This window comes from Streptococcus sp. 29896 (genome assembly GCF_032594915.1).
Lineage (GTDB): Bacteria > Bacillota > Bacilli > Lactobacillales > Streptococcaceae > Streptococcus > Streptococcus suivaginalis.
This window is the reverse complement of the sequence record NZ_CP118733.1, coordinates 1,214,764-1,231,848: the sequence shown is the minus strand read 5'-3', so window position 1 is coordinate 1,231,848 and position 17,085 is coordinate 1,214,764. Positions and strand designations below refer to the sequence as shown.

Below are 17,085 nucleotides of genomic sequence, written 5' to 3'. Positions count from 1 at the left end.
AAAAGCCTTGTAAGTTAGATCTTTCAAGGTTCTTTTGTGCTTATACTCTTCGAAAATCAAAATCAGACGTTGTTGACTGGATTTGATGAGTGAAAAGGTCCAGTGGATCTTTTCAGCCTGTTCCCTTGAAATATAATAAGGAACAGTGTTCTATCCGCATCTGCGTCGCCTAGTTTGTTTTTGGTTTTCATTGAGTATTAATGATTAACCAGCTGAGCAGTTGGCAAGTGATGATGGTGATAAGGAAGACTAACCAACCTTGCTGTATTTTGGTCAGGGCACTAGTTTCTAGGAAGAAAAAGCTGATTTCGACTGGGATAACATGGATAAAATAATAATAGCTGGCGTATTCTTTGAGAAATTGGAATTTTTTCTGACGGAAGAGGTCTGTGGTTAGGGTCCAGGCGACTAGATAGGCTGTGAATGGAATCAGGCTAAATAGAAAGTTCTTGTCGTAGCCCTGATTGAGATAGATGACAGTGGCTTCAAAAGCTAAAAGGGCTGTGCAGACAAGTAGTTTGGTCTTTTGTCTGTATTGGAAAATGGGTTGATTGAGTTTGTCGGCTAGATAAAAGCCTGTCAGGACAAAAATCGGTGCGTAGAAGAGGCCGTTGCGGCTGGTGAAAAAGAAGGTTTTGTAGCTGTCAAATGCGGTCAGGACAACCGATTCTGCCAGGTAGGAGGAGTAGGTTTCGACTGAGCCTAGGAGATAGAGGAGGCAGGCTAGACAAGCTGTGATGCGCCAGCCCCATTTCTCCAAGGAAAAATGAACGAGGACAAGGCCAAGCAAGAAGGCGGGCATGTACCAGAGTTGGTAGCTGGGGCCGGTGTAGGTCAGTCCGACTAGGAGTGCGAGTGGGTAGTAGGGGAAGGGGATTTCTTGAAGAGTTAGGTAGAAGAGGTAGAAGGGCAGGTAGAGGGCGGACCAAGTCAGGTATTGTTTGCTGTAGCGGATCAGGTATTGTTTGGAGAGACTGGGGTAGTTGCGTCGGAGGAAGAAGCTGGCGGTGACCATGAAGTAGGGGACGACCATGCGACTAAAGATGGATTTTTGGATGAAGTGGAGCTGGTCTGCTTCAAATAACCTGCGGCAATGGAGGGCGATAACTAAAATAGCTCCGATGAACTGGATGAGGGAGAGTAGTGAGGTATTGAATGGTTTTGGTTTATTGTGCATACTAACTCCCTTCTTTTTCTTCCATTTTATCGAAATATAGCGAATATGTAAATGTTTACAGGAATGGGAGATAGGCTACTTGAGGAAAGCCAAGTTAAGAGGAGAAGTCCAGTGTAAAATATGGTATAATAGGAAATAGCTTGCTTAAGCAGGTAATTAGAAAGGAGCAAGAGATGCAAACCTTACAAGAAAAATTAGTAGCAGAGTTTGGGATTGATTTTAGTGATTTGGCCTTGTTAGAAACTGCCTTCACCCATACTTCTTACGCTAATGAGCACCGCCTTCTAAAAATTTCACACAACGAACGCTTGGAATTTTTAGGAGACGCTGTTCTGCAATTGATTATTTCCAAGTATCTATATCAGAAATACCCAGATTATCCAGAAGGGGAAATGTCAAAACTTCGTTCAACATTTGTTCGGGAGGAGTCCTTAGCTGGCTTTTCTCGTGCCTGCGGTTTTGATCGTTATATTAGACTGGGCAAAGGTGAGGAAAAATCTGGCGGCCGCAATCGGGATACCATTCTAGGAGATGCTTTCGAGGCTTTCTTGGGGGCTCTGCTATTGGACAAGGGAGAAAAGACTGTGGAGGCCTTTCTGTATCAGGTCATGATTCCGCAGTTAGAGGTAGGCAATTTTGAACGTGTAACGGACTACAAGACGGCCTTGCAGGAAATTTTGCAGGTCAACGGGGAAATCGCCATTAGTTATCGAGTAGTTTCAGAATCAGGTCCTGCCCATGACAAGGTCTTCGAGGTAGAAGTGTCGGTAGATGAACGGGCGATTGGTCGTGGTAAAGGGCGATCTAAGAAATTAGCGGAACAGGCTGCTGCCAAAAATGCGGTGGAGGCCAGAGGGTAAGTATGTATCTCAAATCAATCGAAATGCAAGGTTTCAAATCCTTTGCAGACAAGACCAAGGTGGTCTTTGACCGTGGGGTGACTGCCGTGGTGGGGCCAAACGGTTCTGGTAAATCCAATATTACTGAAAGTCTACGTTGGGCCTTAGGAGAATCCTCTGCAAAAAGCCTGCGTGGTGGAAAGATGCCTGATGTTATCTTTGCGGGAACAGAAAGCCGTAAGGCTCTTAACTATGCCTCAGTAGTGGTGACCTTGGATAATTCTAGCGGATTTATCGCGGATAAGGCTAAGGAAATTAAGGTTGAACGCCACATCTATCGGTCAGGGGATAGTGAGTACCTGATTGATGGGAAGAAAGTTCGACTGCGGGATATTCATGGTCTATTCATGGATACCGGATTGGGTCGGGATTCTTTCTCCATTATTTCTCAAGGACGTGTGGAGGCGATTTTTAATTCTAAGCCAGAAGAGCGTCGAGCGATCTTTGAAGAAGCAGCAGGAGTACTCAAGTATAAGACCCGTAAGAAAGAAACCGAAAGCAAGCTAGCTCAGGCTCAGGATAATTTGGATCGCTTGGAAGACATCATCTACGAGTTGGACAACCAGGTCAAACCCTTGGAAAAACAAGCCCAGACGGCTAAAAAATTCTTGGAATTAGACGGACAACGCACCGAACTCTATCTGGATGTCTTGGTGGCTCAGGTTCTTGTTGGTCGTGAAAAACTGACGACCAAGCAGGAGGAGTTGGAAGCCGTTAAGGCAGATTTGACCAACTATTATGAACTCCGTTCCAACTTGGAGCAGGAAAACCAAGATCTCAAGCACCAACGGCACCAACTGACCGAGCAGATAGAGAGAGAACAAGCTGTTCTCTTGGACTTGACCAAACTGATTAGCGACTTAGAACGGAAAATCGAAGTCCACAAACTGGAGTCCAGTCAGAATGAATCCAGTAAGCAAGAGGCCCAAGACCGCTTACAGATCTTGCAAGAGAAGCTGGACAAGACCAGCCAGCAGGTTGCAGACAAGACGGAAGTTATTGCCGATTTGAATAGCAAGTTGGCAAGGATTAAACAACAGATTGTTGAATTGGAAAAGGAAATTGCCTACTTCTCTGAAGATCCAGAGCAGGTCTTGGACCACCTTCGTGAGCAATACGTGACACTCTTACAAGAAGAAGCAGACATGTCCAACAACCTGACCAAAGTCGAGCAGGATATTGCCAACCAGATCCGCCTAACAGAGAGCAAATCGGAAGAAGTCCGTCGTTTGCAGGCGGAAAAAGAGACAGTTGATGCTGAAGTTGCCAGCCATCAAGTAGAAAGAAACCAAGCCGAATCTAGCCTGAGTCAGCTCTTGAAAGATTATCAGAAACAGGCTCAAGCTGTACAGCAGGCTGAGCAAACTTATCAAGAGGACCAGGCTGTCATGTTTGACCTCCTGGATCAGGTCAAGGCCAAACAGGCCCGCCAAGCCAGTCTGGAAGCGATTTTGAAAAATCATTCCAACTTCTACGCAGGGGTCAAGGCAGTCTTGCAGAACGCCCAGTCTATCGGAGGTATTATCGGAGCGGTCAGTGAACACCTGACCTTTGATACTCGCTATCAAACAGCTCTTGAAATTGCTCTTGGTGGTGCCAGTCAAAATATTATCGTAGAGGACGAGGCGACTGCCAAGTTTGCTATCTCTTTTCTTAAACAACAAAGGCAGGGGCGGGCAACCTTCTTGCCTTTGACAACCATTAAAGCTCGGCAGCTGGCCAGCCATCATGAATCAGTCTTAAAGATGGCAACTGGATTCTTGGGCTTGGCTAGTGATTTGGTGACTTTTGAGCCTCGACTTAGCAACATTTTTCAAAACTTACTGGGAACTGTTGCCATTTTTGACACCGTTGATAATGCCAACCAAGCGGCGCGTGCGACCAAGTTCCAAGTGCGTATGGTAGCCTTGGACGGTTCTGAAATTCGACCAGGTGGAGCCTTTGCTGGCGGTAGCAGCCGCAATAACAATACCACTTTTGTCAAGCCAGAACTAGATCAGTTACTTGGGGAAATAGCAGAGCTATCTAGCCAGTTAAAAGCCCAAGAAGACAAGGTGTCATCTCAAAAAGTCAGTCTTGACCAGGCTCGTCTAGAACTTGAAAAGATTAAAAGCCAAGGCGAGGAAGCTCGCTTGATGGAACAAGAAATCCGACTCCGTCATGAGCAAGCCTTGGAAAGACTGCAGCAATTAACTAGTTTGTATGACCTTCAAATCAGTCAAACCAGTCCGACCATTTTGGTAGAATTGAAAGAATTAGAAGCTGGTTACCAGAAAGACTTGTCGGCCTTAGCGGACAAGAAAGATCAGCTCAACAAGCAGATCGAAGAAGTTAAGAACAACCGAGATGCAGTACAAGAAAGCTTGTCTAATTTGCAAGGGCAACTGTCCAGCTTGAAATTGGAACAGACTCAGTTTGTTGGTCAGCTTGGCTTTGAACAGACAGACCTGACACGCTTGCAGGATGAAGTAGCAGCTACTGAAAAAGAAATTGGTCTTCTAGAAGACATCATCAATCAGAAAACGGTAGCCCTGGATGATAGCAGTTTGGAAACCTTGCAGGAACAACTAGCAGCAGCCAACCAAAAGCAAGTAGAGACCAGCCAATTACATATTCGTCTCAAGTTTGAATTGGAAGATATTGATGGACAATTTGAAGATTTGGAAGGTCGCTTGGAGCAGGCTCGTTTAAAGAATGATGACCTGATTCGCAAGCAAGCTAAACTTGAAGCAGATTGTGAGCAGGCCAGCGACAAGTTGATGTCTCTTCTCTCTAATCTCAGTGAACAGTACAAGATGAGCTTTGAAGAGGCCAGCAGTCAAGCTAAGGAAGTAGATAATCTTGCACAGGCAGAAGCACAGGTCAAAGATTTGGAGCGGTCCATTCGTGCCTTGGGGCCAGTCAACCTGGATGCCATTGAGCAGTATGATGAGGTCAATAACCGCCTGACTTTCCTCAAGGAGCAACGGACTGATATCCTCTCAGCTCGTGATTTGCTCTTGAACACCATTCATGAGATGGACGGAGAGGTTAAGGAACGCTTTAAAGTGACCTTTGAAGCTATTCGAGAAAGCTTCAAAACAACCTTTAAGCAAATGTTTGGCGGTGGCTCTGCGGACTTGATTTTGACCAGTCCAGACATACTGACTGCAGGTGTGGAGATTTCTGTTCAGCCTCCGGGTAAGAAAATTCAATCGCTCAACCTCATGTCAGGTGGCGAAAAAGCCCTTTCGGCCCTCGCTCTGCTATTTTCCATTATCCGCGTCAAGACCATTCCATTTGTCATCTTGGACGAGGTGGAGGCAGCTTTGGATGAGGCCAATGTCAAGCGTTTCGGGGACTATCTCAATCGCTTTGATAAGGACAGTCAATTTATCGTCGTGACCCACCGAAAAGGGACTATGGCGGCGGCGGATGCCATGTATGGGGTGACTATGCAGGAATCTGGCGTGTCCAAGATTGTGTCGGTCAAACTGAAAGATGTGGAAGCCTATACAGATTAAGAACTAGAAAAACTTGGAAATTTCCAGGTTTTTTCTTGATGGAAATTCGACTAGACGAAAGGGAAATAGGGCGAAATATGGTATAATAAAAGGACTGGACGGAGGTTGTTTGTTATGTATAAGAAAATCATTGCAACGGATATGGATGGGACATTTTTACGAAATGACCATGGATTTGATGCCAGTCGTTTTCGAAATTTGTTAATGCAGTTTAAGGAAAAGGGCTATTTGTTTGTTGCGGCTAGCGGTCGTTCTCTGCCGAGTCTCAAACAGTTGTTCGAGGAATTTTTAGATGATATTGCTCTGGTTGCTGAAAATGGGGCTGTAGTTGTCTATCGCAATCAAACAATCTATTTAGACGATCCCATTCAGCCATCGACTTATCTAGCCTTGGTGGATGAGCTGGTTAAGAGTGGTTATGTTCATCCGCAGTATGTTACCTTGTCTGGCTTGAAGGCCTCTTATATGTTGGATAAAGTTGAAGAGGGGCTATACAGAGAATTGTCTGGCTATTATCATGACATTGTATTGGTACCGAGCTTTGAAGATATTTCTGAAGAGATTATCAAGTTAAATCTTTACATCGATGAAGCTATTCGTGTAGAAGCGCAGGACTGGATCAACAAACATTTTCAACAATTATCTGCCGTGACTACCGGCTTTACATCGATTGATATCATCTTGTCAGGGGTTCACAAGGGGATCGGACTTTCTCACCTCTGCCAACACTTAGGGGTGACTGGAGAAAATCTGATTGCCTTTGGTGACAATCAAAATGATTTGGAAATGTTGAAACTGGCAGCCTATTCGGTTGCGACAGAAAATGCTATTGATGAAGTGAAAGCGCAAGCAGATCTGGTAATTGGGCATTGCAATGATGAGGCAGTCATGGCTTATATGGAGGAATTAGTAAATGGCAATTAAGTTGATTGCATTGGATTTGGATGGAACGCTTCTGACATCGGACAAACGGATTTCAGAAGCCAATAAAAAGGCCTTGCAGGCAGCGCGTGAGCGTGGAGTTTATGTAGTTCTGACAACAGGACGGCCCTTGCAAGCTATCGGTAGTTTTCTAGAAGAATTGGATTTGCTAGGTGAGAGCCAGTATTCCATTACCTTTAACGGTGGTCTAGTCCAGGAAAATACAGGTCGGGTTTTGGATAAGGTTGGCTTCACAATTGAAGATGTCCGCGCCATCCGTCGTGTGACAAATGATTTGGACTTGCCTCTGGATGTTCTCTATGGTGGTGATGTCTATTCGCTACCTGCTGCCCATGAATCTCTCTATTTAACAGCCAATCCACTTTTGAATAAAATCCCTGTGACAGATGAGGAACTGCCAGAAGATTTTGTTTACAATAAGGCAGTTTCAGCTGTGGCAGCAGACTTTTTGGATGGACAAATTCCAAAAATTCCTGCGGAACTTCACGAGCGTTTCGAGATTTTCAAATCGCGTGATATCTTGCTCGAATGGAGTCCAAAAGGTGTCCATAAGGCAAATGGTTTGGCCAAGTTGATTGGACATCTGGGGATTGATCGGTTAGAAGTTATGGCTTGTGGTGATGAAGGAAATGATCTTTCGATGATTGAATGGGCAGGTTTGGGTGTTGCCATGGCGAATGCGACTGATGAAATCAAGTCTGCGGCAAACCTTGTCTTGCCAAAAACCAATGATGAAGATGGCATTGCTTGGGCCATCGAGCACTATGTATTGAATGAGGACTAATATGGGATTATTTGATCGATTATTTGGACAAGAAAAACAAGAGGAGCAAGTTGCTCTTGTTGAAGAAGTAGAAACGGAACAGTCGACTTCAAGCGAAGATACTGTAACTACTGAAGTTGAGTTAGCTAGTCAAGAAATGGAAGAGTTCCAGTCTGAAGTAGTAGAGCCTGAATTGACTGCCGAGCAAGAAGCTCAGAAACAACGGACATTAGACATGATGGCTCAATATTATGCAGCTAAAGAAGCCGCTGCGGCTCGAGTGAAGGAAGCGCAGGAACAAGGCTTTGACCCTGCTATTCAAACCAAGGTCAAGGAAGAGCCTGGTGAGGAAGTTGTTCCAGTAGAGCAAGAAAGTGAGCAGGACAAGTACCAGCGGACCTTGAAAAAGACCCGTACAGGCTTTGGGGCAAGGCTCAATGAATTCTTTGCCAATTTCCGTTCGGTTGATGAAGAATTTTTCGAAGAGTTGGAAGAAATGCTAATTTTATCAGACGTAGGTGTGCAAGTTGCTTCTACTCTAACAGAGGAGCTCCGCTATGAAGCCAAGCTCCAAAATGCCAAGAAGACAGATGAACTCCGTCGGGTCATCATCGAAAAATTGGTGGATATTTACGAAAAAGATGGTCAATTCAGTGAGCAAATCAATTTCCAAGATGATTTGACAGTCATGCTCTTTGTCGGTGTCAACGGTGTTGGGAAGACGACATCTATCGGTAAGTTGGCCTACAAGTACAAGCAGGCTGGCAAGAAGGTCATGCTGGTTGCGGCGGATACCTTCCGTGCAGGTGCGGTGGCCCAACTGGTCGAGTGGGGTCGCCGTGTCGATGTGCCTGTGGTCACGGGTCCTGAAAAGTCAGACCCAGCCAGTGTGGTCTTTGACGGGGTAAAACGTGCCGTGGCAGAAGGTGTGGATATTCTCATGATTGACACAGCAGGTCGTTTGCAAAATAAAGAAAACCTCATGGCAGAGCTGGAAAAAATCGGTCGCATCATCAAACGGACCCTGCCTGATGCACCGCATGAAACCCTCTTAGCATTGGATGCCTCCACAGGTCAAAACGCCCTTAGTCAAGCCAAGGAATTTGCAAAAATTACCCCGTTGACAGGTCTTGTCTTGACCAAGCTAGATGGTACTGCAAAAGGTGGTGTTGTCCTTGCTATCCGTCAGGAATTAGATATTCCAGTCAAGCTGATTGGTTTCGGTGAGAAAATCGATGACATCGGAGAATTCAAATCCGAAGAGTTCATGCGTGGGCTCTTGGAGGGATTGGTATAGAATGAAAAAAGTAGTTAACTGTGACAGTTAGCTACTTTTTTGCTGGTCCATAATTCTTGTAATTTCTTCTGCAGTGTCCACCATGCCCCGTTGGTACCAAGCAGTGCAGGCTCCTAGAATGGAATAGCCGACAAAGGCATAGGAATAGGCAACCTCAGTCGGTAATGTAGAAAGGCTTTGCTTGTCTGTCAGAAGCTGGGCGATAAAAATTTCCTTTTCGCTCTTGTAGAGGCAGTCAATCAGGCTCTTGTTCTGCTGAAAAAAGGCAAACAGTGCCGGGAAAGATAGGTCGGTTCCATGCTCTGCTTGATAGGCTTGGAATGCAGATTTCAAGGCTAGCTCCAATATAGCATCCTTGCTGTCAAAATTTCGATAGAAGCTAATTCGAGTTACACCAGCCCGTTTTGCAATGTCAGTTATGGTGATTTTTTCATACTCCTTTTGTTGAATGAGTTGCAGTAAGGCTTCTTGAATATAGTGACTGGCTGACATGATACAAACTCCTTTGATTTGTTACATATGGCTGCATTGCTATTGCATAAGAAATAATTAAATGTTACACTTGTTACATCTTAAATGAAATAAATTGAAATGTCAAGGAGTAATCATGACGATAAAACGTTGGCTTGTTTTAGGACTTATAGCGATTGTTGGAATTTTAATTGGACGCTTGTTGGTCCGTATTTTTCTTAACCTACTCTTAGGTGGAACACTTTGGGGAGGTAATTTTTTATGAGAAGGAGAAAATTTGTGGGATTTGGAATTCTGGTATTTGTGATAGCTCTTCTTGCGGGCGTGGCTTCAAAAAACTTTTTGAAACCTGCTTGGGCTAAAGAATATTCGGTGGAATGGTCTGACCAGATTGGGAGAATGGTGACTGACCTGTCCTACGGAGAAGGAGAAGCACAAAAGTTTGACCTCTATCTACCTGCGGATAACAGTAAAAAAACGTATGGACTTGTTGTCTATCTTCATGCGGGTGGATTTACGAGTGGTGATAAAAAAGACGACCAGCAGATGTTGCAATGGCTTGCTTCTAAGGGCTATGTAGCAGCTGGTATCAACTATACCTTGCGGACGGATGAGAATGGAGCAAGTGTTACTTCTCAGGCTCAGGAAATCAAAGACAGCATTCCTCATGTGATTGAGGCGGCTAAAAATGAAGGTTATACAATTGACAAAATGGCTATTTCAGGTGGTTCAGCTGGTCATGCTCTAGCTATGATTTACGCTTATCGAGATGCCAAAGAAGCTCCTGTTCCTGTGGTTTTGACCTTCGGTGGCGTTGGCCCTTCTAGCTTTTACATGGAAGATTGGGGCATTTATGGAGCAGATACCAATCATGAGGCGGCTGCGGGGCTTGTCAGTGCCACGTCAGGTCAAGAAGTAACAGAGGAGATGATTATGGACGGTAGTTACAAGGAGATTGTCAATGAAATCTCAGCAGTCCACTGGGTGACGGATGAAACCGTACCAAGCGTAGTCATCTATGGCAAGCATGATAAGGTGCAACCTTATAAAGCAGCAGTGCGATTAGAAAAAGCTTTGAAAGAAAATGGTGTTGATTACCAGTTTCTTACCGCTGAGCATTCAGGCCACGGTCTGCAAAATGATTATGCTGCCAATCAAGAATATATGCAATTGGTGGAAGACTACTTAGCGAAGTATCTGCCGGTTGATTAGTCAAAAGAGAGAAGTATAAAAGTCGTTAGTTCAACAAGAACTAGCGACTTTTTCTATCTGTATGCAACAGTGAGTAAATGGCAATATCCACAATACCACGATTATTTCGAGCAGCTTGTCGAAGGGTACCTTCATAGGTCATGCCAACTTTTTCCATAACACGACCAGAAGGGCGATTTTCACTATCGTGTACAGCCGTAATCCGTAAACAGCCAACCTCTTCCAGTAGAAAGCGATTGACTGCTTCAAGGGCTTCGGGCATATAGTTCTGTCCCCACCACTGGCTGCCCAACAACCAGCCCAATTCAGCAGCCTGTACTCGTTCGTCTAGGTTGACCACGGAAATATCGCCAATTGCTTGCTGACTTTCTTTGAGTTCAATAGCCCACCTGTACGTTTTTTCCTGTGAATAAGACTGGATACAGAACTGGATATAGTCTTCTGTATCTTGCAGCCTTTGATGAGTTGTCCAGGTCAGATAAGTGGTGACCTTTTCATCTGAAGTCCAGTTTTGGAAAACTGACTCAACATCTGTTGCTTGAAAGGGGCGTAAAATTAGACGTTCTGTTTCTAATACCTGAGTTCCTTTATGTTGCATCTTATTTTCTCCTCAATAATGCCTCAATCCAGTCTGGTGCATAGGCAGAAGTACAGCCTTTTGGAACTTTCATGTCCACATAGACAGCTAACTCCTGACCGATTGCAAGGCCTTGTTTTAGATAGTCGGGGTAAGCAACGGCAATCTCCACCAAGCACTGGTTCATGGTCCATTGGATAAGTGGTTCTGCATTCTGTAAATGCTGGCGAATATGGTCTAGAGTCTCTTCAATTTCTTGATTTGTTGCTGCTTTTCCAGCAAAGTATTTGGCACGAAGGAACCAACCAAGTCGCTGAAAAATAGCTTTGTCTTGGATGAGTAAGTATTCCTCCCAGTCTTTGCTATCCTTGCGTTTGCTAAGAATGATGGAAGCCAGCTTATCGAGGACGTTGACCGAAACTTGTTCATTGAGGCAAGCCTCTAAAGCGGCAGAAGTCAGCTGGTCAGGTTTTGTTTTGGCAATTTGAATAGCTAAATATTGTGCCTCGAGGACACCTGTTTGCCAGAGTGGAGCAAACAAGTCCAGTCGATTTTTATAGGCCTTGGCGATACCAGAAATAGCTCCCATCGGAACGCCGTAGTAGGGCTTAGTTTCGCCAATTTTTTCATAACGCTTGAGGGTGCCAGCATGGCTGGCTGCTTCAAGTTGGGTGAGAATAGTGTTTAATACAGTCATAAATATCTCCGAAAAAAACTGGATTGCTCCAGTTTTCATATTTTTATTTCAACAAGCCACGTTCACGATACCACACATCTGGTGTCCAGACCCACTTGCAACCGTAGCTTTCTAACAAATCAAAGGCAGCCTCAGGTCCCATAGTTCCAGCTGGATAGGTGTGGAGTGGGACTTGGTTGCTTGCCCACAAATCAACAATGCGGTCAATCAAGCTCCAGCTTGCTTTCACTTCTTCCCAATGGCTAAAGTTAGTAGAATCACCATTTAGGACATCGAAAAATAGTTTTTCGTAGGCTTCAGGTGAATTTCCAAGAGCAGTTGCATTGTGGCGGAAGTTGAGTTTGGCAGGAGTAAGAGCAAAGTGGGAACCAACTTCCTTACCGTTGATAGAGAGCATAAAGCCTTCGGTTGGTTGGATGAAGATGGTCAAGACGTTGGCCTCAGAAGGTTGACCAAAAATATCTTCTGCGTGCTTGAAGGTGATGGTCACGCGCGTGCCCTTTTCTGTCAGACGTTTACCTGTACGGAAGAAGAAAGGTACATCACGGAAACGGTCAGTATCAACGAAGAAGACCCCTCCTGCAAAGGTTTCTGTCTGAGAAGCTTCGGCAATATTTGGTTCATCCAAGTAGCTAACGTAGTCTTTTCCGTCGATGGAACCTGCTGCATATTGACCACGGATAAAGTTGCGTTTGAGGTCCTCATCAGAAGGTTGACGAAGGTGTTGGAAGACCTTGATCTTTTCAGCGCGGACATCTTCCTCCTTGAAGCTGGCTGGCTTATCCATTGCTAGAAGGGAAAGAACTTGAAGGGCATGGTTTTGCACCATGTCTTTTAAGGCGCCAGAATGATCGTAGTAGCCCCCACGATCCTCAACACCAATCGCTTCAGCAAATGTAATTTGGACGTTATCAATGTAATCGCGGTTCCAAATATGCTCGAAAATGATATTTGCAAAGCGAACCGCAAAGATATTTTGCACCATTTCCTTGCCTAGGTAATGGTCGATACGGTAGATTTGGTCTTCATTGAAGGCAGCTGCCAATTCATCATTGAGTTTGGTAGCTGTAGCAAGGCTAGTTCCGAAAGGTTTTTCAATAATCAAACGTTCAAAACCTTGTCCATCAACGATTTGCTCAGATTTGAGATGTTTGGCAATAGTTCCGAAAAATTCTGGAGCCATGGAGAGGAAGAAGACCTTGTTGTGCTGGGTATCGTATTTTTCACACAAGTCGTCCTGCAATTTACGAAGAGCTACATAATGTTCCGTGTCATTGACATCATGGCTTTGATAGTAGAAATGACTAGCAAACTCATGAGCTTGACGTGGTGTGTCAGGCAGATCACCCAGTGATTCAATGACGGTTTGCTCAAAAAATTCCTTGGTCCAAGGTCTGCGAGCTGTACCAATTACTGCAAAGTTTTCCTTGATGTGTCCAGCCTTATAGAGGCGAAATAAAGATGGATAGAGTTTGCGTTTGGCAAGGTCGCCACTAGCACCAAAAATTGTAAATAATACATGTGATGACATAATTTCATTCCTATCTGTTGAATATCAGTAATAGTATACCACAAATTGTCAGAAAATTCACTTTTCAAAAGGATTTTCTTAAAAAACACGATAAACATAGGGGTTGTCAGGTTCCTGGACCGACTGGATACTTTGGGTTTCAATGGATGGTAAACTCTGTCCAAGGGCTGTATGGTAAGTCACCTTAATTGTCCCTTCGACCTTAACCCAACTATTATCTGAAAAGGTCTGATTGGTGCCAGTCACCAATAAACCATAGACACCTGAATCAGCGATACAGTGGATAATACCAAAGCGGAAGAGGAAAAATTGCTGGCTATTGTCAGGATCATTGTAGACAAAGCCGACCATTTCAATCGTTTTTCCAGAAAATTCACTTGGAAAATCATAGATGGCTTCCATGACTTCCATGTAGTTTTCACTGGTAATCTGGATCTTTTCCTGGGCCAAATAGTGGTCAGCAATCTTACGCATTTCAGATTGGTAGGTGGATTTTGTAAAGTAAATGGATGTATCTGGTTTCAGGTATTGCACGCTTGTCCCTTCTTGGGCCTGAGTACCAGTATCATTTTCAGCAGCTAAAGGGAAATGATAGCCCTTGGCGGCGACAGTTGTTGAATCGAGGCTCACTGTTGGAAAAAGCCAGGCAACTGCTAAGGGAATCAGTAAAAGGCAGATGCTGGATGTTTTTGCCAACCGACTGGTTAAATGACTGGGGGTTTCCATTTGCTTCATCCAGACAACTAATTGCACCAGCGCCAAGATAAAAGCGAGAATCATGGATAAAAATGCCAAGTAGGTGTAGTGCAAGTTGATGTACTGGTCCAACTTACCAGACACGTAGAGATACATGGTCATTTCAAAATAAGCAGCTAATACCAAAAATCGAATCATACTAGACCTCCAATCACCCAGCAATAGACAAGGACAAGTAAGGACACCAGACCGACATAGGCACCGATGAACCATGATTTGAAATAGGATTTCATCATCAGAAGATTTTTGACGTCTACAATAGGGCCAATGATGAGAAAGGCCATTACAGGCGCAAAACCAAAACTAGACAGCAAAGATGCACCGATAAAAGCATCCGCTTCTGAACAAAGCGAGAGTAGGAAAGCAAGAACCATCATCAGTAAAATTGCTGTTAGAGGACTGTGTCCGATACTGGTTAACAAGGCAGTCGGAACATAGACCTGCACCAGACTGGCAAATAAACAACCGAACACTAAATAGCGTCCCGTATCAAAAAATTCATCAATAGCGTGAATAAGGGCATGTCCTATTTTTTTCCAAATTGATCTTGTCTCCAAGCTATGCTGATGATTGTCTTCTAGAGCACGCTTGAGAATAGGCTCTTTGACAAAATAAGCTAAAATCAAGCCCACAACCATGGCGAGCAGTAGTGAACCAAGGGCACGATAGATAAGAAAGACCCAGGAATTTCCAAAAGCAATAAAGGTCGCAAACAGTACAATTGGATTGATCACAGGAGCTGTGATTAAAAAGGGAATGACGGTGTATTGTGGGACTTTTTTCTCCAAGAGTCGATTGACGATAGGAACGATACCGCACTCGCAAGAAGGAAAAATTAAACCAACAAAACTACCAAAGATAACTGCTAAAATTGGCTGTTTAGGCAGAAAGCGTCTAACTAGATCGGGACTGACAAAAACCTCAATGAAACCAGACAGGATGGAACCTATCAAAACAAAGGGCAGGGCCTCGATGATAATGGATAGGAAAATCGCACCAGCTTGCAGGATGGAAGTAGGCAAGTTTTCAAAACCAAACATATGGCCTACTCAGCACTTTCATCTTGCTGGGGAGCTGATTTTGGATCCGGAAATTCCACCTTTTCCATCTCATCAAATGAGGCAAAGGTTTCAAATAATTTCTCTAAATCATCTTGACGTTTATAAGTAACAGGCATAAGCCACCTCCAAAAATTATGTTGATTTTATTATACCGTTTTTTATCAAATTTATCTAAAAATCAAAAGCTTGTCCAAGTGTTAAATGACCAGTCCCTTATTTTTCATGATATAATGTACTTATGAAAACAAGAATTGAAGAGCTGGTTACCATCCTCAACCAGTATGCCGACGAATACTACCGAACAGACAAGCCAAGTGTGTCTGACGCTGAATACGACAAACTTTATCGGGAATTGGTGGAGCTGGAAACAGCTCATCCCAACTTGGTATTGCCTAACAGTCCCACCCACCGCGTTGGTGGCAAAATTTTAGACGGTTTTGAAAAATATGCCCATGTTTATCCTCTTTTTAGCTTGCAGGATGCCTTTTCGCGTGAAGAATTGGATGCCTTCGATCAGCGTGTTCGCAAGGAATTTCCGCAGGCGACTTACATCTGTGAGCTCAAGATTGATGGTCTGTCCATTTCCCTGACCTACGAAGCGGGCAATCTGGTGGTTGGTGCAACACGTGGCGACGGCAGTGTCGGTGAGAATATCACGGAAAATCTCAAGCGAGTGGCGGACATTCCCCTGACCTTGCCAAAGATAGTTGATATGACTGTCCGTGGCGAGTGCTACATGCCAAAAGCTTCTTTTGACCGCGTAAATCAGCAGCGGCAGGAGGCAGGCGAGGCAGAATTTGCCAATCCACGTAATGCAGCGGCAGGCACCCTTCGCCAGCTGGATACAGGCGTAGTTGCTCAGCGCGGTCTTGCTACCTTCCTCTACCAAGAGGCTAGTCCGTCTGAGGCGACCAGCCAGTCGCAAGTACTGGAAAAGCTGGATAGTCTAGGCTTTGTGACCAACCACGACTACCAGTTGGCAGATACGATCGATGAAGTTTGGGATTTTATTGAAAAAATGGCAGAGCGACGAGACGATTTGCCTTATGAAATCGATGGTATCGTCATTAAGGTCAATGACCTTGCTATCCAAGAAGAACTCGGTTTTACCGTTAAGGCACCTCGCTGGGCGGTGGCCTACAAGTTTCCAGCTGAGGAGAAAGAAGCGCAAATCCTATCAGTTGATTGGACCGTTGGTCGCACAGGTGTCGTTACACCAACTGCCAACCTCAGTCCAGTTCAGCTAGCAGGAACAACCGTTAGCCGTGCTACTTTGCACAATGTGGACTACATCGCTGAAAAAGACATCCGCATTGGCGATACGGTCATTGTCTACAAGGCGGGAGACATTATTCCAGCCGTTCTGAAAGTAGTGGACAAGTATCGGACTGACCAAGAAGTCATGCCTGTCCCAAGCCAATGTCCGTCTTGTCAGAGCGACTTGCAGCATTACGAAGATGAAGTTGCCCTCCGTTGCATCAATCCCATTTGTCCTAGCCAGTTGATGAGCAAGTTGGAGCATTTTGCCAGCCGTGATGCTATGAATATCGCAGGTCTGGGATCTTCTATTGTAGAAAAACTCTTCCTAGCGGGTCTGGTCAAGGATGTGGCGGACATCTACAAACTGACAGTGGACGACCTCTTAACCCTAGACGGATTCAAGGAAAAATCCGCAGATAAGCTCTACCAAGCTATTCAGGCATCAAAAAGTAATTCAGCAGAACGGCTCTTGTTCGGTCTGGGCATTCGCCATGTCGGCAGCAAGGCCAGCAAGATTTTACTAGAGAAGTTTGGTGATTTGGAAGCCCTAGCTCAAGCCATCCAAGACGAGATTGCCTCTCTAGAAGGATTGGGCCAGGTTATTGCCAAGTCACTGACCAGCTTCTTTGCCAGCTCAGGAGCCCAGCAACTTTTAGCTGAACTTAAGGAAAATGCCGTAAACTTGACCTATCTAGGACAGGTGGCCGATGAAAATGCTGCACTGTCTGGTCTGACAGTTGTGTTGACAGGTAAGTTGGAACGGATGAAGAGGGGCGAAGCCAAAGCCAAGCTAGAAGCCCTAGGTGCCAACGTAGCAGGCTCGGTTTCCAAAAAGACTAACTTAGTCATCGCAGGAGCTGACGCGGGAAGCAAGTTGGCCAAGGCACAAGAATTAGGTATTGAAATAAAAGACGAGGCTTGGTTAGAAAGTCTCTAAGG

The 17,085-nt window shown here is 44.7% G+C and carries 16 protein-coding genes; 8 read left to right on the top strand and 8 right to left on the bottom strand.

The genetic code is table 11. The annotated features are described in order from the left end of the window. Positions 1-187: 187 nt before the first annotated feature. Positions 188-1,177, bottom strand: a complete 990-nt coding sequence (locus PXH68_RS05735; protein WP_248028404.1) for an acyltransferase family protein — start codon at positions 1,175-1,177, stop codon at positions 188-190. 173 nt (positions 1,178-1,350) lie between these two features. Between PXH68_RS05735 and rnc the strand changes: the two genes are divergently transcribed. The 5 genes from rnc (at position 1,351) to ftsY (ending at position 8,581) form a co-directional block, all read left to right on the top strand. Further along, positions 1,351-2,037 (top strand): ribonuclease III, encoded by a 687-nt coding sequence (gene rnc / locus PXH68_RS05730; protein WP_248028402.1) that lies wholly within the window; start codon positions 1,351-1,353, stop codon positions 2,035-2,037. A 2-nt stretch (positions 2,038-2,039) separates the two neighbouring features. Continuing rightward, positions 2,040-5,579 carry a chromosome segregation protein SMC gene (gene smc, locus PXH68_RS05725; protein ID WP_248028401.1) on the top strand — a complete coding sequence of 1,180 codons (3,540 nt, stop codon included), beginning with the start codon at positions 2,040-2,042 and terminating at the stop codon, positions 5,577-5,579. A 114-nt stretch (positions 5,580-5,693) separates the two neighbouring features. Further along, the gene (locus PXH68_RS05720) at positions 5,694-6,503 is read left to right on the top strand and encodes a Cof-type HAD-IIB family hydrolase (RefSeq protein WP_248028399.1); all 810 of its coding nucleotides are present in this window, start codon (positions 5,694-5,696) and stop codon (positions 6,501-6,503) included. Beyond that, positions 6,493-7,305: a Cof-type HAD-IIB family hydrolase gene (locus tag PXH68_RS05715; RefSeq protein ID WP_248028398.1), complete on the top strand. Its 813-nt coding sequence runs from the start codon at positions 6,493-6,495 to the stop codon at positions 7,303-7,305. Before PXH68_RS05720 ends, PXH68_RS05715 begins: the two co-directional genes overlap by 11 nt. A 1-nt stretch (position 7,306) precedes the next feature. Next, positions 7,307-8,581, top strand: coding sequence for a signal recognition particle-docking protein FtsY (ftsY, locus tag PXH68_RS05710; RefSeq protein WP_248028396.1), 1,275 nt, complete (start codon positions 7,307-7,309; stop codon positions 8,579-8,581). Positions 8,582-8,608: 27 nt separating this feature from the next. Here the strand turns inward: ftsY and PXH68_RS05705 are convergent, their stop codons facing one another. Beyond that, a complete protein-coding gene (locus PXH68_RS05705) occupies positions 8,609-9,073 on the bottom strand; it encodes a TetR/AcrR family transcriptional regulator (RefSeq protein WP_248028395.1) in 465 nt (154 codons plus the stop codon). Between the two features lie 115 nt (positions 9,074-9,188). Between PXH68_RS05705 and PXH68_RS05700 the strand changes: the two genes are divergently transcribed. Together PXH68_RS05700 and PXH68_RS05695 are read left to right on the top strand one after the other, a co-directional pair. Then, positions 9,189-9,317 carry a hypothetical protein gene (locus PXH68_RS05700; protein WP_316715501.1) on the top strand — a complete coding sequence of 43 codons (129 nt, stop codon included), beginning with the start codon at positions 9,189-9,191 and terminating at the stop codon, positions 9,315-9,317. 14 nt (positions 9,318-9,331) lie between these two features. Next, the gene (locus PXH68_RS05695) at positions 9,332-10,264 is read left to right on the top strand and encodes a prolyl oligopeptidase family serine peptidase (protein WP_248028393.1); all 933 of its coding nucleotides are present in this window, start codon (positions 9,332-9,334) and stop codon (positions 10,262-10,264) included. Positions 10,265-10,304: 40 nt separating this feature from the next. On the opposite strand, the gene PXH68_RS05690 is transcribed toward PXH68_RS05695, so the two are convergent. The 6 genes from PXH68_RS05690 to PXH68_RS05665 all read right to left on the bottom strand — a co-directional run bounded on the left by PXH68_RS05690 (position 10,305) and on the right by PXH68_RS05665 (position 15,002). Next, a complete protein-coding gene (locus PXH68_RS05690) occupies positions 10,305-10,862 on the bottom strand; it encodes a GNAT family N-acetyltransferase (protein WP_248028389.1) in 558 nt (185 codons plus the stop codon). Between the two features lies 1 nt (position 10,863). After that, positions 10,864-11,538 carry a DNA alkylation repair protein gene (locus PXH68_RS05685; protein WP_248028388.1) on the bottom strand — a complete coding sequence of 225 codons (675 nt, stop codon included), beginning with the start codon at positions 11,536-11,538 and terminating at the stop codon, positions 10,864-10,866. Positions 11,539-11,581: 43 nt separating this feature from the next. Further along, a complete protein-coding gene (zwf, locus tag PXH68_RS05680) occupies positions 11,582-13,069 on the bottom strand; it encodes a glucose-6-phosphate dehydrogenase (RefSeq protein ID WP_044668739.1) in 1,488 nt (495 codons plus the stop codon). Positions 13,070-13,147: 78 nt separating this feature from the next. After that, entirely contained in the window at positions 13,148-13,963 is an 816-nt protein-coding gene (locus tag PXH68_RS05675) for a TIGR03943 family putative permease subunit (RefSeq protein WP_248028387.1), read from the bottom strand. Further along, positions 13,960-14,865, bottom strand: a complete 906-nt coding sequence (locus PXH68_RS05670; protein ID WP_248028385.1) for a permease — start codon at positions 14,863-14,865, stop codon at positions 13,960-13,962. The genes PXH68_RS05675 and PXH68_RS05670 overlap by 4 nt, the downstream gene beginning before the upstream one ends. A gap of 5 nt (positions 14,866-14,870) precedes the next feature. Continuing rightward, positions 14,871-15,002: an SPJ_0845 family protein gene (locus tag PXH68_RS05665; RefSeq protein WP_279630949.1), complete on the bottom strand. Its 132-nt coding sequence runs from the start codon at positions 15,000-15,002 to the stop codon at positions 14,871-14,873. 122 nt (positions 15,003-15,124) lie between these two features. On the opposite strand from PXH68_RS05665, the gene ligA reads away from it, so the two are divergent. Then, positions 15,125-17,083 carry an NAD-dependent DNA ligase LigA gene (ligA, locus tag PXH68_RS05660; RefSeq protein ID WP_248028381.1) on the top strand — a complete coding sequence of 653 codons (1,959 nt, stop codon included), beginning with the start codon at positions 15,125-15,127 and terminating at the stop codon, positions 17,081-17,083. The last annotated feature ends 2 nt before the right edge of the window (positions 17,084-17,085 follow it).